This window comes from Paenibacillus sp. 2RAB27 (assembly GCF_052115445.1).
In the GTDB taxonomy this organism is placed as follows: domain Bacteria; phylum Bacillota; class Bacilli; order Paenibacillales; family NBRC-103111; genus Paenibacillus_E.
In genome coordinates, this window is the sequence record NZ_JBFRGR010000020.1 from 43,484 (window position 1) to 66,667 (window position 23,184).

Below are 23,184 nucleotides of genomic sequence, written 5' to 3' on the forward strand. Positions count from 1 at the left end.
GAGGAGGTTTCATTAAATGAAGGTTAATAAGATCGGGAAACTAATCACGATTATCGCGTTAGTGTTAGCCATAGCAGGCTGTAGCAATGCCAAAGAAAGCAACCCACAAGCTGGTGACTCCAAAAGCGGCGGCGAGTTAAGAGTAGCATTCAATGCGCAACCGCCTACGATGGATCCGCTCATGACCACAGCAGCAGCAACGAAATATGCAGGCAGACATATTTTTGAATCCCTTATGACTTTAAATTCCAAATATCAACCGGAACCGATGTTGGCTGAATCCTTCGAAAAGAGTGAAGATGGAAAAACGTATACATTTCATTTGAGAAAAGGAATAAAATTTCATAACGGCAAAGAGATGACAGCGGAAGATGTAGTGGCTTCCATGGACCGCTGGAAACAGAAATCCGGAACAGCAAAAACTTTAGGCGAAATTTCGTTCGCAGCTAAAGGTAACGATACCGTTCTATTACAACTGAAAGCCCCCTCAGCAGCGGCCCTGACGATACTGGCAACTCAGACACAATTTGCGGCGGTTATGCCTAAAGAAGTCATTGAAGCGGCAAAAGAGACAGGTGTGTCGGAGATTATCGGTACTGGACCTTTTAAATTTGTAGAGTGGAAAAAGGATCAATATATTCATCTGACTAAATACAATGAGTATAAGGCCGTGAATGCTCCTGCTGACGGGTTGGCTGGTAAAAAAGAAGCTTTGGTTGCCGATTTATATTTTGACATTGTGACGAATGCTTCTACACGTGAGACGGGGCTTCAAACTGGACAATACGACATCGCTGCGGCCCTGCCGCATGACAGTTATGAACGGTTAAAGGGAACCTCTAATGTGAAAGTGATTACTGAAACCAATGTAGCCCTTTCTATATATTTTAATAAAAAACAGGGTGTATTCACTGATGTTAAAGAGAGAAAGGCAGTTAATGCTGCGCTGGATGCGGATAAAATATTAATGGCTGCTTTCTCAAATAAAGAACTCTACAAGCTCAATTATCAGTATATGCCTCATGATTTCTGGGTTACGGAGGCAGGAAAGCAAGAGTATAACCAGAAGGATCCGGAAAAAGCAAAACGCTTTTTGCAAGAAGCCGGGTATAATGGTCAAGAGATCAGACTCGCGACAACTCAAGATTACCCGTATGTATACAATGCAGCAGTAGTAATTAAGGAGCAGCTTGAACAGGTTGGAATGAAGGTGAAACTTGATGTTAGTGATTTTGCTTCATACTCAACAAAACGGGAAGATCCAACGAAATGGGACATGCTGGTTGTAAGTGATCTTTTCAGAGCGACTCCTGGTGAACTGGGAATTCTTCAACCCCAAAATTACGGATGGACAGATGATCCCAAAATCGCCTCTTCGCTTCAAGCCATCAATGCAGCCGCTTCCCCAGCAGAAATGAAAAAGTTATGGGATGAATTGCATGGATATATCTGGGATTACCTGCCAGGTGTTAAGTTGGCCAACTTTGCTTTCTTTGATGCTACTACTGATAAGGTACAAGGGTATAAACCTTTTGACGGAATGATTTTTTGGAATACGAAAGTTTTAAAATAACCTATACCGTACTTTATCTTCTCCACCTGTTGCTCTTAGGAGCATGGGTGGAGAATTCACTAACACCGAGAAATGCTTCATCGAAAAGGAGGGGTTGTTTTTTTGGAATTTTATATACTAAAGCGCTTACTCTCTCTCATCCCTGTATTATTTATCGTATCGATTATCGTGTTTTTAATCATCCATTTAACACCCGGCGATCCGGTTTCCGTTATGCTGGGGCAAGATGCGAGCAAGCAGCAAATTGATGAACTACGTCAGTCGCTCGGCTTTAATCTTCCTTTATACCAACAGTATTTTAAATGGATCGGCGGTGTCTTTCAAGGGGATTTAKGGTTATCTTTCTTTCTGAAAGAACCGGTAACGAAAGCTATATTTGATCACTTGGGGCCAACCATTTCCCTTGCCGTTCTGGCAGAGATTTTAGCTATCATGATTGGCATTCCTATGGGGATCCTGGCAGCAAGAAAGAGAGGTTCAGCAGCGGATCAAATATTCATGGGACTCTCGTTATTGGGGATTTCCATTCCGAGTTTTTTGCTTAGTTTATTCTTAATGTTACTATTCTCCGTTTATTTGAAATGGCTGCCGGTGGCCGGTTACCAACCGTTAAGCAGGGGATTGTGGACACATCTGCAATATCTGATCATGCCTGCGTTTGCATTAGGAACGATGAAGTCAGCATTAATTGCCCGCATGACCAGGTCTTCGATGTTAGAGGTACTAAATTCTGCTTTTATTAAAACAGCCCGGTCAAAAGGTGTAAAGGAACGCCATGTCGTTTATAAACATGCGTTGCGAAATGCTTTTCTTCCGATACTGACCGTCATTGGCCAAACATTCGGGGGGTTGATTGCAGGCGCTGCCGTGATTGAAACGATTTTTAATATCCCGGGAATCGGTCAACTGATTATCAATTCGGTTTTGCGACGCGATTATTCCGTGATCCAAGGAACGGTGTTATTCGTTACCTTTTCTTACATGTTTATTAACTTGGCCATAGACTTGTTATACGGAATTATCGATCCGAGAGTAAGATTAAACCGAAAATAGAAGGGGGAGTGGTTATGGGAGCAATTCAACGAAGCCTCGATGGGAATACAAAGCTGCTTAGAATTAAGAGAGACCTGAAAAAACAGCAGCGGAATTTGTTGATCCGCCGCTTTTTCTCCAATAAATCAGTACTGATTGGGAGTATCATTATGATACTTTTAGTTATTCTTGTTTTTTTTGCCCCTCTCATTGCTCCAAAAGGTCCGTATGCGATGGAAGTTACCAATCGTCTGCAGGCTCCCAGTTTGGCACATCTGCTGGGAACGGATAATTTCGGTCGGGATTTGTTGGGTAGAATTGCTTATGGAGCACAGGTATCAATGGGAGTTGGCTTTTTCGTTGCCTTTCTTGCCTCTCTGTTGGGAATGATGATTGGATTGTATGCAAGTTATTACCGATCGCTAGACAGTGTGTTGATGAGAATCTGTGACGGATTAATGGCGATTCCTGGCATCTTGTTAGCTATAGCCCTGATGGCCGCTTTTGGGGCTAAGACGGAAAATGTCGTGCTTGCGCTAAGTATCGTTTTTACGCCACATATCGCTCGTGCTGTGCGGTCAGCCGCTTTAGTAGTGAGAGAACAGACTTATATTGAAGCGATGAAGGCATTGGGAGCGCCTTCTTGGCGAATCATCTGGCTACATATTGCACCAAATACGTTATCCCCGTTAATCGTGCAAGCCACGTTTATTTTTGCCGATGCCATTATCATTGAAGCGGCTCTCAGCTTTTTAGGAGCAGGGGTTCCGGCACCGGCACCAAGTTGGGGCAATATTCTCTCCGATGGGAAAATGGTCATCTTTAATGCTTGGTGGTTGACGCTGTTTCCAGGTATTACGATTATATTGTCTGTACTTGGATTAAATCTGTTTGGGGACGGGTTACGCGACTTATTGGATCCTCACACGAATCAAGCAAAAAAATAATTGGGAACGTACAAGGATAACCCTTTAAAAATATTATAGAAGTATCAAGGGGGAACTTTATGGCAAAACAGCATCTTTTGGAAGTTAAAGAACTCAGGACTCACTTTTATACGGAAAAAGGACAAGTAACCGCAGTAGATGGGATTACCTTACATGTTGAGGAAGGTGAAATTTTAGGGCTGGTTGGGGAATCCGGATGCGGGAAAAGTGTCACGTCCCAGTCCATTCTACGGTTGTTTGAAGAAAAACAAACGGTTAAATACGAAGGGGAAATCAACTTCAAAGGAAAAAATCTATTGCGGATATCCACCTCGGAGATGCAAAACGTCAGAGGCAACGACATCTCGATGATATTTCAAGATCCATTGAGTTCGCTCAATCCGGTGTTCACGATTGGTTATCAAATTGCTGAATCCATCATGCTTCACCAGAAGGTATCAAAGAAGGAAGCGTACGATAAGGCTGTTGAGATGTTAAGACTGACCGGGATACCCGCACCTGAAAAGAGAGTGAACGAATATCCTCACGAGTTGTCCGGCGGAATGAGGCAACGTGTGATGATCGCGATGGCACTCGCTTGTCAGCCAAAATTATTAATTGCTGACGAACCTACGACTGCATTGGATGTCACCATCCAATCCCAGATCTTGGATTTAATGATGGAGTTAAACAAAAAACTGGATATGGGGATCATTTTAATCACCCATGACTTAGGCGTGGTAGCAGAAATTTGCAGTCGTGTGGCGGTCATGTATCTGGGACAAATCGTAGAGGAATCGGATGTGAAAAGTCTTTTCGCTCATCCGCTTCATCCGTATACCCAGGGGTTAATGAAGTCAGTTCCACAATTAGATGGCGACCGCTCACAAAAACTGCATGTTATTGAGGGGATGGTGCCATCCTTGTACAACGTTCCTAAGGGATGCCGATTTGCTTCCCGGTGCCCTTATGCAGACGTGCTCTGCAGAGAAGAAATGCCTGAATTAACCCAACATCAAAGCAATCAACAAGTCAGGTGTTGGCATTATTTAAAGATAGCCCAACTGGAGGATCGGTACGATGTTAAAAAAATTGACTGAACAAATCGACCCGATGCTCGAGGTCAAGGATTAAAAAAATACTTTCCTGTAAAAGGAGCATTGGGTCAGTCAACAGGGGAAGTCAAGGCAGTAAATAACGTATCCTTTCAATTGTATGAAGGGGAAACCTTTGGCTTAGTTGGTGAATCCGGGTGCGGAAAAAGTACCCTAGGACGAACGATATTAAGATTGACGGAGCCCACAAACGGGGAAGTGATCTATCAAAATAAAAATATCTTTCATTTATCTGGCAAGGAACTGCGAAATATCAGGCAAGAGATGCAAATGGTGTTTCAGGATCCCTATTCTTCCTTAAATCCAAGAAAAAGAGTTGGCTCGATCTTAGAGGAACCTTTGACTATCCACCAAATTTGCTTGAGAAAAGAACGAACGGACCGGGTGATGGAGATCCTTCATAAAGTGGGACTTCAGCCCGATCATTATTATCGGTATCCACATGAATTTTCCGGTGGACAAAGACAACGAATAGGTCTGGCAAGAGCACTGGTGGTTAACCCGAAGTTGGTGATCTGCGATGAACCTGTATCTGCTCTTGACGTATCCATCCAGTCGCAAATTATTAATTTATTTCAGCAATTGCAAGACGAATTGAAGCTTACCTATCTGTTTGTTGCCCATGACCTAAGCGTTGTACGCCATATTTCAGACCGAATTGGTGTCATGTACTTGGGGCAAATGGTGGAACAAGCACAGACCGACAGTTTATTTTCCTCACCGCTTCATCCGTATACCCAAGCATTGTTATCGGCGGTCCCCATTCCCAATCCAAACGTGAAAAAGGAACGAATTATTCTAAAAGGAGAAATTCCTTCACCGTTAAATCCTCCTTCAGGATGTATTTTTCATACCAGATGTCCGTTTGTACTGGATATCTGTAGGAAGGAAATTCCCTTAGAGAAAGAAATGTCCCGAAATCATTTTGTTTCTTGCCATTTATATTAATATATATGATAGTGGAGAATCGCAGGAAATCCCCGAGGCGTGCGGATATCAAGCTGTAAATGATTTCAGCTGAAACCGTTTTGTACCGCAGCCGTCAAATATTGGATATGAAGCGATTAACGGCGGAAGCTCATAACTGATGCAACTTGAGGGGACAGGCTGGTCATCCCCTCGAGTTTAATTGTTCATTTAACCCGTGGATGGAGATTTTACTGATAAAGCCCACCCGTATATATAGCTGTAAGATTATGGGCAATTTGATGGACTGTAAAACCAAACTCATTCTTTACGATTTCCCAAAGATACATCTCGTTGGCAAAAAACCATCCTCTAGCTACAAGATAATTATCTACATCTGTCCGTGCCAGACCATTTTTTTGAGAGTAAGCTATATCCTGTGCTATTTGCTTAATAAAGCGTTCCCGGATTTCTTTCCATTTCCGGTTAACATCCTCTGATAACCGAATGGCTTCTTCGATTACCTGCATCATGGGCCGTTCCTCATTTGCCATTTCCAGAAACAGACCAGCTTGCTGTTCAATCATTTGATAAGCCTCTTGTTTTGATTCTGGCCTAAAAGGCAGTTCAGCTATCTCATAAAATCGGCCCATCACTTCTTCCATTAGTTGGACCAAAATTTCATCTTTCCCTTTAAAATGTACATAAGCTGTTCCGTATCCTGTATTTGCCTTTTTGATGATTTGGGAAATGGTAGTTTTTTGAAACCCATATTCGATAAATATATCACGGCCAGCAGCCAACAATTTCTCTCTGGTTTGAAGGGAGCGCAGCTTTCTTGTAGTCATATGATCACTTGGCATATCCATTTTTATTTCCTTTCTTTCCTTTAAAAGATCATCCTTTTTATGATTTTATTATTGCATGAGGTGATATAAAAAGCTACAAAACTGATTGTTATTTTTCCAAATCTATCATGCAAACACAAGAAGTCTATTATCTATATATTCACATTTTTATCAATAAAATACTTACAGGCCTTCCTGTGTCTTCAAACCGTGAAGAGGTATTCTCTTAGCGGTTTTTTTGCGCATTTTTTCAGTGGGAGCTACGAATAAAAATGTATTGACAACAAAAATGGAGTAAACTAAAATAATAGTTAGGCAATGAAAGCGTTTGCATTATATTTTATTGGTTATTTTATGGTTATCTAAAATTTTAGTTAAGGAATTCGTACACTAAGAGCAAGATGCAAACTCAAAGCTAAAGGGAGGTATTCTATTAGAGAAGACGGCACGAAATACCTGTTTATGGAATCTCACCACGAATTCTTAGGAGCATGGCTGTAAAAGGAAGACAAGAGATGGATTTTTCCTAATCATAAGGAGGACAAATAATCATGACTCGTCAAATCAGTAATACAATGCTCAAGTTTTGTGTTGTCATTATTGCATTCCAAGATGTAGCTGCAGGAGTAGCAGGTGCCATAATGGCAGATATTATTAATGCGTTTCCTCAATTCAATCCCACAATAGTGATGTTAGTAGCTACATTTCCAGGTTTTTTGTCCATTTTTACAGCACTCTTTTATGGAAAACTGTGCAAATTCATAAAAAAGAAAACGCTTTTGATGATCGGATTGATCTTATTCATAGCCGGCGGAGTACTTCCTACTTTTATGGACAGTCTCCCGTTAATTATTATGATGAGAGGTATTCTAGGACTCGGAGTCGGCCTAACCTTACCGCTGTCAATGGATCTTGTTATGGACTTCTTCGAAGGAAAAGAAAGAGATTTCTTGATGGGATTAGGAAATGCAACGATTTCATGTATTGGAGCCATATTCTTTCAACTAGTTGGCGGAATCTTGGCCGATGCTTATGGTTGGCACTACGGTTTCCTGACGTACATGTTCCCCATTTGGATACTCATTGTAACAGCCCTTTGGCTGCCTGAACCTGAAAAGAAACAAGTGCCTTCTGCATCAGCTGCTCCGGCTAAACTACCGGCTGTCGTATATTGGATTTGTTTGGCACAAGTCATATTTTCTGCGTTGATTTATGGATATGTGACCAACATATCTGTTGTCATAGAGAACGATCAGTTAGGCAGTGCTACCGAAGCTGGATTGGCAATATCTGTATTTACTTTTGGAACGATGATCTCAGGATTTTTATTTGGAAAAATAAAACGTGCACTCCCAATGTACAACATGCCTGTTGCTATTTTAGTGACAGGAGTAGGAATGTTGATTTGTTACTTAGGTGTAAGCTTGAGCACAATTTTTGTTGGAAGCATTATCGGTGGATTTGGAATGGGGCTAGGTCTTACAGGGGTATTCGCTAAAATATCGGAGACTGCTCCTGCTGGCGCAGTTTCGGCTGGCATGGGGTTAGTCGTTGTCGGTCAAGGATTAGGGGGAATCCTAGGACCTTTTGCTTATCAACTTATACAAAACATATTCAACCAAGAAATCGGCAGGTTTCCATTGGCCATAAGTGCAGTAGGACTTCTTCTGTTGTGTGTAATTTGGGCGCTTATTGTTATGAGAACTAAAAAGGATATTGCGGTTTCAGTAGGACAGTAAGACGCGTTACACGGATCTGAATGGACACCTCTTCTGTTGTGTGTTTTTCAAAACCACGACGAAACAGAAGAGGTGTATGTTGGATAAGAGAAGGTTACAGCTAACAATGAGAAGCGAATAAGCAGCAGCATAGGAGGAAGATGAAACAAATGGAAATGTATCTATTCAATAAGAAAATTTCAACAACCCCTGGTGCTGTTGGACTTCTTCGCAAAGCATTAATTGAGAATCTCGGAAACAAGAGAGCGAAAGGCTTTCTTCTTCGCTATGGATGGAGCTTAGGTGTTAGCGATGCGGAAGAGGCTATGAAAATAAGTTCGTCCATAGAATTTCTCATCAAGCAGGCTTCTATTCTCCATTTAAGTACGGGACATTTCAGAGACATTCAATCCGAGCGGTTTATTGAAATGAAAGATCCGAAAAATATTAAATCGCTGAATGGAAGAGGGAAATGGATTGATTCATTTGAAGCCATAGAGCATCTTCAATATCATGGCAAATCCGATTCTCCGGTATGTCATACGTTAACTGGCTACGCGAGCGGTTACATGTCAACCATTTGCAAACAAAATGTAGTTGTCAAAGAAACCAGCTGCATTGGAATGGGTGACAGCGAGTGCCAATTTGAAGTGAAGGTAGAATGGGGAAATAATATTCAAGCTGAGCTGAACGACTATCATGAAATGAATATTATTGAAGAACTTGAGTATACATATGAGCAGTTGCTAGAACAGCGGAATTATATTGAAAAGGTCTCGATGTTTCATAAAAAGTTAATTGAAAGTGTTTCAAATGGAAGTAATTTGCAGGATATTGCCGATGCCACATTTGAATTATTGCGAATTCCCGTATCCTTTGAGGACCTGAGTTTTCAGAAAATTGCTTATTCAGGACTAAATAAAGAGGAATATGTCACTTTAAATAAGAACTTGAAAGAAATTTTAATTCAAAAATATAGTCATAATAATCTGTTGCCTTCATTTCATGAAACGACGGAATTACAAACGTCTCGGCATGAACGACTTATTACTCCCATCATTGTACAGAAAAAAATAATCGGATATTGTACATTCCATTATTTGGAAGGTATTGTGAAAATTGCTGAGAATGATTCCATGTTTATTGAAAGGGTAGCCAGTGCAGCATCTTTGTACCTTTTAAATGAAAAAACCAGTTTTGAAGCACTGGAAAAGATGAAGGGATATTTTTTAGAACAAATTCTAAAAAAGCAATATTCTTCAAAGGAAGAAATTATAAATCGTKGACGATATATGGGCTTTGATTTTGAATCTCCCTTTTATATTGCAGCTATAGATTATTGTGAAAAGGGGACAGCTCCCCACAATAATGATCACTTTGAGCAAGTTTCAGAGACCATTGTGAAGTATTTGGATATTCAAGGCTATAAAGCACTAATCGGACAGTATGAGAGCCGTATAGTTATGTTCATTCCTTCAACGATCCATTTAGTTCCTAATATGGATCGGATTCTGAAACACATGGAAAATGCGAATCCAAGTTATCGGTATAAAATTGGCATTAGCGATCAATCGAATGCTATCGAAAATGTGATGGAATCCTTGGAGGAGTCTTTTATTTCATTGCGAATGTCGGTTGAGAAGAAAATTATTCATTTTAAAGATTTGGGAATCGTAGGCGTGTTAATTAATTCAAAAAATGTGAGTGGAATTCAAAAAATCGCGAAACAGGAATTAGGGCCTTTATATAAATCAGAGGATGCCAAGATGAATGAATTGATAAAAACATTGTACATATTTTTATCAAATGGCGGGAAACTGCAAAAAACGATGGAGGATCTTTCACTGTCGATGAGTGGTCTCATGTATCGGATTAACAAAATCGAAAAATTACTGAATAAGGAGCTGCGGGATTCATCGCAGAGCTATCAGCTTTTATTGATTTTGGATTCTTTGTTAGCTTTGGGTGAGTTTAAAATATAGCAAAAAACAATAAAAACCATCTGAAATTCACAAGAATTCAGATGGTTTTTTCTCTAGAAAGAGCAAAGTGGATTTTCTAAAATAGAGATAAGAAAGGGCTTTCAAGAGAKGGGCGTTTATCAATGAAGAACCTGAGTCAAGCATTAATAAAAACCAGTAACTTTGAAACGTATGTGAATCGTGCAGGCGAGGGTAATGCAGAAACGATTTTGTTTCTACATGGATCCGGACCAGGGGTTTTCGCTTGGGCCAACTGGCGGTATGCGTTAGATGCTTGCAGCGAAACGTATGACTGTATTGCTCCCGATCTTTTGGGCTTTGGAGAAAGTGGTCACCCAGATATACTCCCCAAAAACAGACAAGGCTGGATGACTCACTGGGTGAATCAATTGATTGAGCTTCTGGATGAGCTGGGTATTCAGAAGGCGCACTTAGTAGGGAACTCGTTAGGCTGCTCAATTGCTCTGGAATTATTATTAGAATATCCCGAACGCTTTGATCGTGTAGTCCTGATGGGTCCTGGCGGGACGCCGAATACAAAGCTAAGTCCGGAGCTAGCTCGCGCAAAGGGATTTTATGAAAATCCATCACCCAAGAAACTGCGGCAAATTATGAGTTGGTTTGTGTATGATGCGGAACTGCTGGCGCCGGAGATCGACATCCTCGCTGAAAAAAGATACGAAACGGCGATGCGACCTGAAATACGTCTTTCCAATGATTCTATTTTCTCGACTGCTGCTGTGCCTGTGCCTGAAACGGCACTTGCTCGAATAAAACAGCCTGTTTTACTCGTACATGGTCGTGATGACAAGGTTTGCTCGGTGGAATCCAGCTATTATTTTCTTTCACATCTACCAAACGCACAAATGCATGTATATGCGAAATGCGGACATTGGACGCAAATCGAGAATCGTGATAGCTTCAATCATTTAATTCAGCTTTTTTTTGTCAGCGAAATATAAAATACGATTCAAGGAGTATAAATAGATGAAATTACCTGAAATAGCAAAATTAGGACACGTTGCACTCGTTACACCTGACCTTGATAAATCACTCTGGTTTTTCCGCGATGTCATCGGTTTGGAAGTAACCGAAGAAAAAAATGGGACGATTTATTTGCGGGCATGGGGAGAGTGGGAGCATCACTCCCTTTCATTAACAGCCGGCGATCGGGGTTACGTTGACCACATCGCTTGGAGAACGAAGCGTCCTGAAGATGTTGAAGGGTTTGCGGAGTTGCTTGAAAAAGCGGGAACAGAAGTCAAGTGGATTGATGCAGGTGTAGAGGCAGGTCAAGGACGTGCGATTCGTTTTAAGCTCCCAAGTCAGCATTCATTTGAAATTTACTACGATATTGAAAAACCAAAAGCAGAAGAAGGCAGACGTTCCGTACTGAAAAACCAAACCTATAAGGCTTGGAGTCGCGGCATATCCCCAAGAAGGTTTGACCATGTCAATATTGCCACCTCGATGGATGTTGGCGATATTATCGATTATTTGGGTCAGCAATTAGGCTTTAAGCTACGTGAATATGTGAAATACGATAGAAAATCGATCGTGGCCGGGTGGATGAGTGTGACGTCTTTAGTACACGATATCGCCGTTATTTCCAGGCCGCAGGCCAAAACACCTAACCAGCTTCACCACATTTCTTATTGGCTGGACAATGCGCAGGATATGCTGCGGGCGGCAGATATTTTGAGCGAAGAAGGCATAAAGTTCGTTGGACCTGGCAAGCACGGCGTATCGCAAGCGATCTATCTATACGTGAAAGACCCAGGCAGCGGATGCAGAGTTGAATTATTCAGTGGATCTTATTTGATTTTTGAACCGGATTGGGAGCCTGTGGAGTGGGCGGAAGAGGATCACGCGATCGGCAACACCTATTGGGGTGAAACTGTGAGCGATAAGGAATTGAATAAATCCACAATCGAAGCTTAAGCAGAGAAGGGGATATTGTGAATGAGATGCGGAAATATGAAACGGATGTAGTTGTCATAGGAGCAGGAAATGCTGCCATGTGTGCCGCTATTTCTGCTAGGGAAAACGGAGCCAATGTCATTGTGCTTGAGAAAGCGCCTGAAGCTGAAAAAGGCGGAAACAGCACATTTACCCATGGATCCATTCGGTTTGTCTATAACGGTGTAGAAGATCTGAAACAAATTATCCCTGATCTTACTCCGGAAGAAATCGAGAATACAGACTTTGGCGAGTATAGTGAGGAAGCCTTTTTTGAGGACATGTGCAATGTCACGGAATATCGGACGGATCCGGAATTAGCTTCGCTTCTGACAAGTCAAAGCTTTGAAACGATGCTTTGGATGAAATCCCATAAGGTAAGGTTTGTGCCTATTTATGGTCGTCAAGCCTTTAAGGTTGACGGGAAATTCAAATTCTGGGGCGGAATGATCGTTGAATCCGTAGGCGGCGGACCGGGTTTAGTGGKGGCGCTGCATGAAGAAGCCTCGCGTTTAGGTGTTCAAGTTTTATTCGATGCGATGGCAACAGAGCTCATTCATGATGATGAGGGTGTACGTGGCGTCATTTTCAAGCATAAAGGGAAAACGACCGAAATTCATGCCAAAGCAGTTATCTTGGCTTCCGGTGGCTTTCATGCAAACGCAGAAATGAGAACACGCTACTTAGGTCCCAAGTGGGACTTGGCCAAAGCAAGAGGGAGCCGCTTTAACACGGGAGACGGTATTCAAATGGCTTTAAGGATTGGCGCGATGTCTTACGGAAACTGGTCAGGCGTTCACGCAGTGGGTGGGGATCGCTATGCGCCTGAATATGGCGAAGGCTCCCAGAAGCTCAGCTATCCCTTCGGGATTATGGTCAACGCGGAAGGGAAGCGTTTCGTTGATGAAGGGGCAGATTTCCGTAATTACACGTACGCAAAATATGGCAGGGTGATCCTTGAACAACCAGGACAATTCGCATGGCAAATTTTCGATCGAAAGGTAACGCATTTATTACGTGATGAATATCGCCTTAAGCAGGCTACGAAAGTACAAGCGAATAGCCTTGAGGAATTAGCCAAAAAGCTTGAGGGTGTTGATTCCGCAGCCTTTCTAAACATGGTGAAGGAATACAATGCGGCTATCCGTCAAGACATCCCATTTAATCCCAACATGAAAGACGGCCGTTGTACCGAGGGGCTCAGTGTGGATAAATCAAATTGGGCGAATACGTTGGATGAAGGTCCATTTGAAGCCTATGCAGTCACATGCAGCATTACCTTTACATTCGGCGGCTTGCGAGTTAACGCTAATACGGAAGTTCAAGATGTTTTATCGAAATCCATTCCAGGACTTTATGCAGCGGGTGAAATGGTAGGGGGATTATTCTACTTTAACTATCCAGGTGGTACCGGTTTAATGGCTGGTTCTGTTTTTGGAAAAATAGCAGGTGAAAATGCTGCTAGCTTTATTGCTAGTTCTGGCATGAAATCATTCGAATTATAAAATATCCTACTCAGGGAGAGATGATACTAATGGCTAGAGTTGCAGAGATAGACACGATGCTTGTTGATAAAGCCCGCTCTTTCATTCCAAGATTGCGTGAGCGGGGAGCGGAAACGGATAATATTCGGCGAATACCGGAAGCGACAATCGAAGAGTTAAAGGAAGCAGGTCTATTCAAGATTCTTCGTCCTCACATGTACGGAGGATTTCAAAGCAACATGAGAACCTATACGGATTGTATTGTCGAGATTTCCCAAGGGTGCGGTTCAACGGGGTGGATCGTAGCACTTTGTGCGATTCGAGAGCTTATGGTAGCGGAGTCATTTTCTGAAAAAACCCATCAAGAAATTTTCGGGGAAAACGAAGATGTCGTTTTTGCAGGGGTTTATGAGCCAAGGAAGTGCATCGCCAAACGTGTAGAAGGGGGATACATGATTGAGGAGGGGTTCTGGATGTTTTGCTCGGGCTCTCTTCATGCTAGTTGGGGTTACTTTGGTATGCCTGTTATGGATGAAAAGGGGAAGTTAATCGATCAATGCTTGATGACGGTGCCATTTAATCAGATGGAGATCATGGATGATTGGCATACGATGGGGTTAAGAGGGACAGGGAGCAACAGTGTTAAAATGAATAACGTTTTTATTCCGGATCATCGGGTCGTCTCGTTTTCCCAAGCATTAAATGGAAATTTTGCATCCCAACACCTTCGTGACGTGCCCTTATACAATACGGCGCTTTTCCCTTCTTTAATTCTGTCTTTGGGGTTGCCGGGCTTAGGATTGGTAAAGGCCGCATTGGAATTTTTTCAGGATAAACTGCCAGGCCGAAAAGCTGCTCATATCGGTGTAGAATATGTACGCGATGCGGCTAGTACGCACCTAATGATAGCTGAAGCTTCATTGAAAATTGATTCAGCTTCCATGCACTATTACCGGGTTGCCGATGATCTTGATGATTGGGCGCAGCGTGGAACATACATGGATAAACCTACAAGAGTAAGGGCGTTGGCCGATATCGGATATGCCAATCAGATGTGCAAAGAAGCTCTTGATCTTCTGATGCTTGCCAGCGGATCAGGTTTTGTGTATGAAGGAAACCCTCTTCAACGAATATTCCGTGATTTTTGGACATTGTATTCACACAGATCGCTCTCACCTAACATTACCAAAGAGAATTACGGTCGGGTTCTGAGCGGACTGGAATCTAATGCTCTAAGGTATTAGATACTGCCGAAGCACAAATCTCATACGCGATAGGAGAGTTTACATTGAAACTTGTCACTTATTCCTTGAATAATCAACCTTATCGAATTGGTATTTTGGCAGACGATCAAACCATTGTAGATCCGCAGCAAGCGTATATCGAGAAGTTGAAAGCGCAAGGCCAGTTAAGAGCAGAGGTGATTGCCGGCGCACTGCTTCCGACAGACACTACGGCCTTTCTTGAAGGCGGTGATCTTACGCTTCATGCCGCAAAAGAAGCGCTTCAATATGCTTTAACCGGCAGCGGATCGGCAGCAAAGGTTCGAATGAGCGATATCACGCTTGGAGCGCCGGTACTTCGTCCGAACAAGATCATCTGTGTCGGGTTAAATTATAAGGATCATATCCAAGAAATGAACTTGGGATATCCCGAATTTCCCGTTATTTTCAATAAATTCAGCACGGCAATTGCCGCACCATATGATGAGTTCCCGTTATCCTCCAAGCTGACGCAAAAGCTTGATTACGAAGCGGAGTTTGCCTTCGTTATTGGTAAGAAATGCAAACATATTTCTCAGGCTGATGCGTTGGACTACGTGGCGGGATATACGGTTGTCAATGATATTACAGCGAGAGACTTACAAAATCGGACGATTCAGTGGCTGCAAGGGAAAACACTTGATAAGAGTCTTCCTATAGGTCCTTGTCTAGTGCTGAAGGATGAAATTCCGGACCCGCATGTGTTGAACATTTCTTTATCCGTAAACGGCGAGCTGAGACAAAAATCGAACACGAATCAGCTTGTGTTTAACGTAAACTATCTTGTTGAATTTCTATCGAACATCATGACGCTGGAGCCGGGGGATATCGTCTGCACGGGGACGCCGGGAGGTGTGGGTGATTCCAAAGGTTTATACCTTAAAGACGGCGATGTCGTAAAGGTTGAAATCAGCGGCATCGGCGCTATCGAGACTCGGATTGTTGAGGCAGACAGAGCATAAGTGCAAACCAAGAATGGATGCAGCCGGAGGGGAAAGCAATGAATATCCTTGTTTTGTTAAAGCAAACCTTTGATACGGAAGAGAAGATCGTGATCCAGAATGGGCAGATCAGTGAGGATGGCGTCAAATTCATTATCAATCCGTATGATGAGTATGCAATTGAAGAAGCTGTGAAATGGAAAGAGGACGTTGGCGGCGAAGTAACTGTCCTGACGTTTGGCCCTGAACGGGTCGAGAGTGCACTGCGCACGGCATTGGCGATGGGAGCGGATCATGCAGTTCTCATCGAGCAAAATGAAAGGGATTGTGATGAAACCAGTGTTGCCAAGTGGTTGGCGGCGGTGATTCGGAATCGAAGCTATGATCTAATTATCGGAGGGAATATGTCCGTCGATGCAGGAGCCGGTCAGGTGGCGCTTCGTGTTGCCGAAGAACTGGGGATAGCACATGTTTCTACCATTACCCGTTTATCGATCACTGACAAGAAGGCGACCATCGAGCGCGATGTGGAAGGCGATGTGGAAACCGTTGAAGTTTCCTTACCTGTGCTGATAACTGCACAGCAAGGCTTAAATGAACCTCGTTACCCATCCCTGCCGGGAATTATGAAAGCAAAGAAAAAGCCAATAGAGAGAGTGTCGATTGAAGAGCTTGGCGTTTCTGAGGAAGACTCTCACGCGCGAACGAAGGTCACCCAGCAATATTTGCCGCCGAAAAAGCAGGCAGGACGTGTCCTCCAGGGAGAGATCAAGGAGCAAGTTGGCAAATTAGTCCAACTGCTACGTACGGAAGATAAGGTCATATAAGGGGGAGGGAGAAAAAGTGGAAAGAAAAGTTCTCGTGCTAACGGAAGTAAAAGAGGGTAAATTACGCCAGGTTTCCTTGGAGGCTTTAACAGTAGCTCAGCAAATCGCAGGGGGCGGAGAAATTGTCGCTGCCCTTTTTGAGACCGATCCGAATGCCTATATTCCGGAAATTTCTCGCTATGGAGCAGACAAGCTTTATGTCAGTTCAGATGCGAGTTTATCGGTCTATACGACAGATGCTTACATGCAAGCGCTCGTTCAATTAATTGCTGAGGTACAGCCGGATGCAATTCTCATGGGCCATACAGCTATTTGGAAGGATCTGGCTCCGAGATTGGCAGCTAGATTGGGAGAGGGTCTCGTTACGGATTGTACAGGGGTAGAGCTCGTGGATCATCATATCGTGTTTATCCGACCGATTTACTCAGGGAAGGCCTTCCAAAAGAAGATATTTAATGAAGGAATTATTTTTGCTACGCTGCGTTCGAATAACTTCGCAACCAAAGAGTCGCCCAAAACAGTGGATGTGATTTCCTTTCATCCAACCATCACAGATTTACGCACGATCGTCAAAGAAGTCGTAAGGAAAGCTGCCGGGGGAGTCGATTTAAGCGAAGCGAAAGTGATCATCTCCGGCGGGCGCGGAGTAAAAAATGCTGAAGGCTTCAAACCGCTGCAAGAGCTGGCTGAAATTTTAGGAGGAGCAGTAGGGGCATCTCGTGGTGCCTGCGATGCTGACTATTGCGACTATTCCTTGCAGATCGGACAAACTGGAAAAGTGGTAACACCAGACCTCTATTTTGCTTGTGGGATTTCCGGCGCTATTCAACATTTAGCGGGGATGTCCAATTCCAAAGTGATTGTGGCGATAAATAAAGATCCCGAAGCACCAATTTTTCAGGTGGCTGACTACGGAATTGTAGGAGATTTAGCTGATGTTGTCCCCTTACTAACCGATGAATTCAGAAAAATTTTGCAGGGTGCAACGAACTGATTAGCTGATGTAAAGGAGGTAGTGAAGTGTTAGCATTGTTGAATTTTGTAGCCTTCATTGCTGTAACCGGATATGCTGTTTATTTATTTTATCAGCTTGTGTATAGCCGTGTAATGTTCATCAAATTAGGGAAACCGTCCAATTTAAAGCAGGATATGGGCATCCGTATCCAGGAGTTCATGGTCAATGTATTGGGTCAGAGGAAGCTGTTTAAGGATTCCAAAAGCGGTGTGATGCATTTCATTATGTTCTACGGCTTTTTGATTCTGCAATTGGGAGCTATTGAATTAATTCTCAAGGGCTTTTTCAAAGGCTTTGAATTTCCGCTTGGTACGGCACACGCCTATTTCAGCGTAAGTCAGGAAATAACCGTGTTTCTAATTTTGCTAGCGGTGATGTATGCCTTTTATCGCCGCTATGTGGAAAAGCTGCCTCGTTTAAAGAGAGGGTTAAAGTCCGGCCTTGTCATCATTTTCCTTACGACTCTCATGATATCCGTTGTGATGAGTCTTGCATTTGAGCAGCTTTGGCTGGGGAAAGAGGCAAGTACGCATACGCCGTTCTCTTCCGCTATTGCTTCGCTGTTTACAGGAATCAGTCAGGGGTCGGCGGGAACGCTGTTTTATACATGTTGGTGGCTTCATTTGCTGACATTGCTTTCGTTTCTCGTCTATGTCCCGCAGTCCAAGCATGCTCACCTAATGTTTGCGCCTGTGAACGTTATGATGAGGGATACGAAGCCTGTGGGCAAGCTGACTACCATTGATTTTGAGGATGAAACACAGGAAACCTACGGAGCTGGCAAGATTGAAGATTTTAAACAGAATCAACTGGTCGATTTGTTTGCGTGCGTGGAGTGCGGCCGTTGTACGAATATGTGTCCTGCATCCGGCACAGGCAAGACATTGTCTCCGATGGATTTAATCGTCAAAATGCGCGATCACTTGACGAAAAAGGGAGCTGTCGTCACTTCCCGAACACCTTGGATACCGGGCTTCGCGCCTAAGCACATCCATGGGGCAGCTTCTTCAGAGATTGCGGAAATGCCCAATTTAATTGGAGATGTCATTACGGAAGAGGAGCTATGGGCTTGCACGACGTGCCGGAACTGTGAAGACCAGTGTCCAGTTGCCAATGAACATGTCGAGAAAATTGTTGATATGCGCCGGTACCTGGTCTTAACGGAAGGAAGAATGCCGCATGAGGCCACGCGCTACTTCCAAAATATCGAACGTCAAAGCAATCCATGGGGTATCAACCGCAAGGAACGCATCAAATGGCGTGAAGGACGCGAAGATATTGTTGTGCCAACAGTCAATGAAGTGGAAGATTTTGAATACCTCTTCTTTGTTGGTTCCATGGGCTCCTTTGATAATCGGAGTCAAAAAATTGCCCAAGCGTTTGCCAAAATCATGAATGTAGCGGGAGTCAAGTTTGCGATTTTGGGTAATGAGGAGAAAAACTCGGGCGATACGGCTCGCCGTATGGGGAATGAATTTCTATTCCAGCAGCTATGCCGTGAAAATATTGCCAATTTCCAAGCTTATAACGTCAAGAAAATTGTGACAATCTGCGCGCATACCTATAATACCTTTAAACATGAGTATCCTGAATTTGGTTTGGAGGCTGAGGTCTATCACCATACGGAATTCATTCTAAAGCTGATCAAGGATGGCCGCATTCAGCCGATGAAGGAAGTCAACGAAGCGATTGCTTATCATGATTCCTGCTATATCGGCCGTTACAATGACATATACGATATTCCGCGTCAGATCTTACAGTCTATTCCAGGTGTACAGGTATTGGAAATGGAGCGTAATAAACAAGATGCCATGTGCTGCGGAGCGGGTGGCGGCATGATGTGGTTGGAGGAAAGTCAAGGAAAACGGGTTAACATTGAGCGTACAGAACAGGCCTTGCGATTGAATCCGACTACCATTGGAAGCAACTGTCCTTACTGTTTGACCATGATGAACGATGGTATCAAATCCAAGGAAGCCGAAGGGCAAGTGAAAGCATTAGACATTGCTGAGATCGTGGAAATTTCACTTGTGAGCTAAAAAAATTAAGAAGGGAGCTCTAAGCCATGAACAAGACAAAAAAATTCAAAGAACTGCTGCGAGAACCAGGTACATTTATTTTGCCTGGGGCGTATGATGCCTTGTCAGCTAGATTAATAGAAGGAATAGGATTTAAGGCCATATACGCCACGGGTGCTGGTATATCCAATGCTCAATTAGGGTGGGCGGATGTTGGACTAACCACTTTAAAGGAAGTAGTAGAAATCGTAACGCGAATGGCCGATGTTACCACAGTTCCTATCGTTGTGGATATAGATACGGGATTCGGAAATGCGATTAATGTGATACGTACAGTGCGAGAGTTTGAAAGAGCCGGAGCGGCTGCCATTCAAATGGAGGACCAGGTTTCACCCAAGAAATGTGGGCATTTCACAGGGAAGCAGGTTATCTCAAAAGAAGAAATGGTTAATAAAATTAGGGCAATCGTAGATACAAGGCAAGACGAAAATTTATCAATCATTGCGCGTACAGATGCATTAGCCGTAAATGGGATCGATGATGCTTTAGAAAGGGCACATGCATATTCCGAGGCTGGTGCTGATATTATTTTTGTTGAAGCTCCTACCACGATTGAACAATTGAAACAAATCACAAGCTCTTTGAAAGGAATACCTCAGGTTATCAATCTTGTGGAGGGTGGAAAAACCCCGCTTATTTCTTTAAATGAAGCAGAGGAAATTGGTTTTAAAATCATGCTTTGCGCGAATACGGTTCTTCGTTCTGCCATTAAAGGAATCAATGAATCTCTGAAAATACTACATAAAGAGGGCTCACACAAGAATGTATTGGAATTGATTTGTACGTGGGAAGAGAGACAATCTCTATTTCAACTCAATCAGATCAATGAATGGGAAAACAAGTATTTGCGTGAGCTACCGTAAATAGGGAATTACATCAAGGAGGATAGGAACATGGAGACAGAATTGGACTATGACATTGTTGTAGTAGGCTGTGGTGTAGCGGGGACAGCAGCGGCTTTATCGGCTGCGGAGAATGCTAAGAAATTGGGACGCAATATTCGCATCGCCATCCTGGAACGCACTGATTTTGACCACAGGGGCGGAAACTCGCGATGGACGGCTTCGTACATGCGGATGAAAAACCTCGATGAAGTTGCGGATAACTTTGTAGAGGACATGATCGCTTTCTCCGACAATTATTCGGATCGGAAGTACATCGAGACGCTCGCGGAGAACGCTGGGGATACACTTCGGTGGGTACAGGAGAAAGGCGTTGATTTCGACTCCTTGCCGACGATGTTTTTAACGTCATCCAAGCCGCGTCTGCTGCCCGTAGGTGGTGGTCGCGCCATCCTGGATACGTTATCCCACCGGGCGAATGCACTTGGCGTCGAGATTATTTATGAGGCGACAGCCTGGAATTTACTGCTTTACGATGTGGGGGCGATTCTTGGACTCTCCGTAAGGGTAAAGGGAGGATCTTCGGTTCAACTGAAAGTCGGTGCTGTTGTGCTTGCATCGGGAGGTTTCCAGGGGAATCAGGAGATGATGGCGCAATATATTGGCAGAGATGCGCATAAAATTTCAACTGTTGCTGAGGGCGGGCGATACAACAAAGGAGAAGGCATTCGAATGGCTATGGCGATCGGAGCCAAAACAGCCGGCCAATTTGATTCCTTCCATGCTGAACCCGTCGACCCGCGAAGCAAGCGGGAAGAGGCTACAGTCATGACATACCCTTACGCCATTCTCGTCGATAAATATGGCAAGCGTTTTGTCGATGAAKGAAAAACCACGGTAGACGAGCAATATGAAGAGGTTGCCCGGACGATTTTCCACGATCTTCCTGGCCACATCGCCTATGTGATCAGCGATCAAAGGATGTATGATATCCCGAATTACGAACGAGCCTTGGAAACGGATAAACCACCGATTGTGGCAGATTCGCTTGAGGAGCTGGCCGCAAAGATTGGGGTGCCTGCTGACCAGTTAATGGCAACCGTCGAATCTTTTAATGCCGCAGTCCAGCCGGGGGAATTTCATTCGGATAAGAAAGACGGGAAACAGGCAATCGGGATTACTCCGCCGAAGTCGAATTGGGCGATTCCAATTGATAAAGCTCCGTTTATCGCGTATCCAATGGTTTGTGCGAATGTGTTTACCAATGGGGGACTAGCTACCGATACGAATGGCCGAGTTCTATCGCAAGATGATGAGGCGATTCCGGGTTTATATGCGATCGGTGAAACAGCCGGTCTCTATTATGGGAAATATCCAGGAGGAACATCTGTTCTGCGTGGTCTTGTATTTGGTCGCCGAGCGGGTGAAGATGCCGTGTCTTATCTAAGTCGGAAAGGGTGATATGCTTGGATTTAATCGAAAAGATAGCTTTAGTAACCGGGGGCGGCAGAGGGATCGGCAGAGAGACCTGTATTCTTTTGGCGAAACAAGGAGCTAAAGTAGCTGTATTTTCCGACAATCTACTGGAAAGTCAGGATACGGCCAACTATATTACACAAGAAATGGGCAGAGAAGCGATTTCTTTGGTTGGCGATGTTCGCTCAGAAGAAGATGTAGAAAGAGCTGTCATGGAAACACAACAAAGGTGGGGTTCCATTGATATTTTAGTTAATAATGCAGGCGTGATGAGTATAAAGCCATTCCATAAAATGGAAATTGAAGAATGGGACTATGTCCAGGATGTCAACATTCGCGGGGTATTTCTATTTGCACGAGCCGTAGTGCCGCAAATGATAGAGAAAAGAAACGGAGTAATCATTAATCTTTCATCCATTTGGGGAACAAAAGGCGGACCTGACCGAAGCGCCTATATTACTTCGAAACATGCTGTAATGGGTTTCACTAAAGCATTAGGTGAAGAACTGAAGCCATACAAAATCAGAGTGAACGCGGTATGTCCAGGTCCTGTTGACACACAGATGATGAAGGAAATTGCCCCAGATGTAAATAAAGAAAATTGGTTGCATCCCAGAGACATCGCCCATGTCATCGCCGAATTATGTTTACCGGAAATGGCAGCCGTCACTGGAACTGCAATTGAAGCGTTCGGCAGCGGACGCCCCGTAAGTTTATAAAATATAGATTGAGAGGGGAAATGAAATAAATGGAAAACTTAAAAACAACGGTTGAATCAAGGAACATTACGCTAGCATTGGCTAATAAAATGCTGGAAGCAGCTATGGAGAAAGCAAAGGAACTGGCAATTCCTTTTAGCATTTCGATTGTCGATAGTTCCGGTTATTCAAAAGCGCTTGCCGTCATGGACGGAGCTCCGGTCCTAAGTATAGATATCGCTCAGAATAAAGCCTTTTCTGCGGCTACTTATCGGAGAGCTACTCATGAGTGGTATGACAGAATTAAGGATGATCCGCCGTTGTTGCATGGCATTGTTCATACACCCAGATTAATTATTTTCGGCGGCGGTTATCCAATCAAAATAGACGGTCAAGTTGTTGGCGGCATTGGCGTTAGCGGAGGACATTATTCACATGATATGCAGATCTGTGAAGCAGCCTTAGCATTGTTAAACACCATTGAGCCAAAGGATGTGTAATC

General features: G+C 43.5%; 20 protein-coding genes. 19 read left to right on the top strand and 1 reads right to left on the bottom strand.

Annotated elements, in window-relative coordinates:
- Positions 1-16: 16 nt before the first annotated feature.
- The 5 genes from AB4114_RS23685 to AB4114_RS23705 all read left to right on the top strand — a co-directional run bounded on the left by AB4114_RS23685 (position 17) and on the right by AB4114_RS23705 (position 5,594).
- Positions 17-1,573 (top strand): ABC transporter substrate-binding protein, encoded by a 1,557-nt coding sequence (locus AB4114_RS23685; protein WP_441990649.1) that lies wholly within the window; start codon positions 17-19, stop codon positions 1,571-1,573.
- A gap of 102 nt (positions 1,574-1,675) precedes the next feature.
- Positions 1,676-2,626: an ABC transporter permease gene (locus AB4114_RS23690; protein WP_441990650.1), complete on the top strand. Its 951-nt coding sequence runs from the start codon at positions 1,676-1,678 to the stop codon at positions 2,624-2,626.
- Positions 2,627-2,640: 14 nt separating this feature from the next.
- Positions 2,641-3,552: an ABC transporter permease gene (locus AB4114_RS23695; RefSeq protein ID WP_441990651.1), complete on the top strand. Its 912-nt coding sequence runs from the start codon at positions 2,641-2,643 to the stop codon at positions 3,550-3,552.
- 59 nt (positions 3,553-3,611) lie between these two features.
- Positions 3,612-4,631 carry an ABC transporter ATP-binding protein gene (locus AB4114_RS23700; protein WP_441990652.1) on the top strand — a complete coding sequence of 340 codons (1,020 nt, stop codon included), beginning with the start codon at positions 3,612-3,614 and terminating at the stop codon, positions 4,629-4,631.
- 60 nt (positions 4,632-4,691) lie between these two features.
- On the top strand, positions 4,692-5,594 hold the full coding sequence (locus tag AB4114_RS23705; RefSeq protein ID WP_441990653.1) for an ABC transporter ATP-binding protein: 903 nt from the start codon (positions 4,692-4,694) through the stop codon (positions 5,592-5,594).
- Between the two features lie 209 nt (positions 5,595-5,803).
- On the opposite strand, the gene AB4114_RS23710 is transcribed toward AB4114_RS23705, so the two are convergent.
- A complete protein-coding gene (locus tag AB4114_RS23710; protein WP_441990733.1) occupies positions 5,804-6,415 on the bottom strand; it encodes a TetR/AcrR family transcriptional regulator in 612 nt (203 codons plus the stop codon).
- 536 nt (positions 6,416-6,951) lie between these two features.
- Between AB4114_RS23710 and AB4114_RS23715 the strand changes: the two genes are divergently transcribed.
- The 14 genes from AB4114_RS23715 to AB4114_RS23780 all read left to right on the top strand — a co-directional run bounded on the left by AB4114_RS23715 (position 6,952) and on the right by AB4114_RS23780 (position 23,182).
- A complete protein-coding gene (locus AB4114_RS23715) occupies positions 6,952-8,139 on the top strand; it encodes an MFS transporter (RefSeq protein WP_441990654.1) in 1,188 nt (395 codons plus the stop codon).
- Between the two features lie 155 nt (positions 8,140-8,294).
- Positions 8,295-10,100: a V4R domain-containing protein gene (locus AB4114_RS23720; protein ID WP_441990734.1), complete on the top strand. Its 1,806-nt coding sequence runs from the start codon at positions 8,295-8,297 to the stop codon at positions 10,098-10,100.
- Positions 10,101-10,222: 122 nt separating this feature from the next.
- Entirely contained in the window at positions 10,223-11,062 is an 840-nt protein-coding gene (locus tag AB4114_RS23725; protein WP_441990655.1) for an alpha/beta fold hydrolase, read from the top strand.
- 25 nt (positions 11,063-11,087) lie between these two features.
- Positions 11,088-12,041: a VOC family protein gene (locus AB4114_RS23730; RefSeq protein ID WP_441990656.1), complete on the top strand. Its 954-nt coding sequence runs from the start codon at positions 11,088-11,090 to the stop codon at positions 12,039-12,041.
- Between the two features lie 26 nt (positions 12,042-12,067).
- Entirely contained in the window at positions 12,068-13,564 is a 1,497-nt protein-coding gene (gene tcuA / locus AB4114_RS23735) for an FAD-dependent tricarballylate dehydrogenase TcuA (RefSeq protein ID WP_441990735.1), read from the top strand.
- Positions 13,565-13,593: 29 nt separating this feature from the next.
- Positions 13,594-14,787 (top strand): acyl-CoA dehydrogenase family protein, encoded by a 1,194-nt coding sequence (locus tag AB4114_RS23740; RefSeq protein ID WP_441990657.1) that lies wholly within the window; start codon positions 13,594-13,596, stop codon positions 14,785-14,787.
- 44 nt (positions 14,788-14,831) lie between these two features.
- The gene (locus AB4114_RS23745) at positions 14,832-15,767 is read left to right on the top strand and encodes a fumarylacetoacetate hydrolase family protein (RefSeq protein ID WP_441990658.1); all 936 of its coding nucleotides are present in this window, start codon (positions 14,832-14,834) and stop codon (positions 15,765-15,767) included.
- Positions 15,768-15,805: 38 nt separating this feature from the next.
- Positions 15,806-16,573, top strand: coding sequence for an electron transfer flavoprotein subunit beta/FixA family protein (locus tag AB4114_RS23750; protein ID WP_441990659.1), 768 nt, complete (start codon positions 15,806-15,808; stop codon positions 16,571-16,573).
- A 16-nt stretch (positions 16,574-16,589) separates the two neighbouring features.
- Positions 16,590-17,567: an electron transfer flavoprotein subunit alpha/FixB family protein gene (locus AB4114_RS23755; RefSeq protein ID WP_441990660.1), complete on the top strand. Its 978-nt coding sequence runs from the start codon at positions 16,590-16,592 to the stop codon at positions 17,565-17,567.
- Positions 17,568-17,593: 26 nt separating this feature from the next.
- Positions 17,594-19,627 (top strand): (Fe-S)-binding protein, encoded by a 2,034-nt coding sequence (locus AB4114_RS23760; protein ID WP_441990661.1) that lies wholly within the window; start codon positions 17,594-17,596, stop codon positions 19,625-19,627.
- Between the two features lie 26 nt (positions 19,628-19,653).
- Entirely contained in the window at positions 19,654-20,529 is an 876-nt protein-coding gene (locus AB4114_RS23765; RefSeq protein WP_441990662.1) for an isocitrate lyase/PEP mutase family protein, read from the top strand.
- Positions 20,530-20,559: 30 nt separating this feature from the next.
- On the top strand, positions 20,560-21,969 hold the full coding sequence (locus tag AB4114_RS23770; RefSeq protein ID WP_441990663.1) for an FAD-binding protein: 1,410 nt from the start codon (positions 20,560-20,562) through the stop codon (positions 21,967-21,969).
- A gap of 5 nt (positions 21,970-21,974) precedes the next feature.
- Positions 21,975-22,703: an SDR family NAD(P)-dependent oxidoreductase gene (locus AB4114_RS23775; protein ID WP_441990664.1), complete on the top strand. Its 729-nt coding sequence runs from the start codon at positions 21,975-21,977 to the stop codon at positions 22,701-22,703.
- Between the two features lie 29 nt (positions 22,704-22,732).
- Positions 22,733-23,182, top strand: a complete 450-nt coding sequence (locus tag AB4114_RS23780) for a GlcG/HbpS family heme-binding protein (RefSeq protein WP_441990665.1) — start codon at positions 22,733-22,735, stop codon at positions 23,180-23,182.
- Positions 23,183-23,184: the final 2 nt, after the last annotated feature.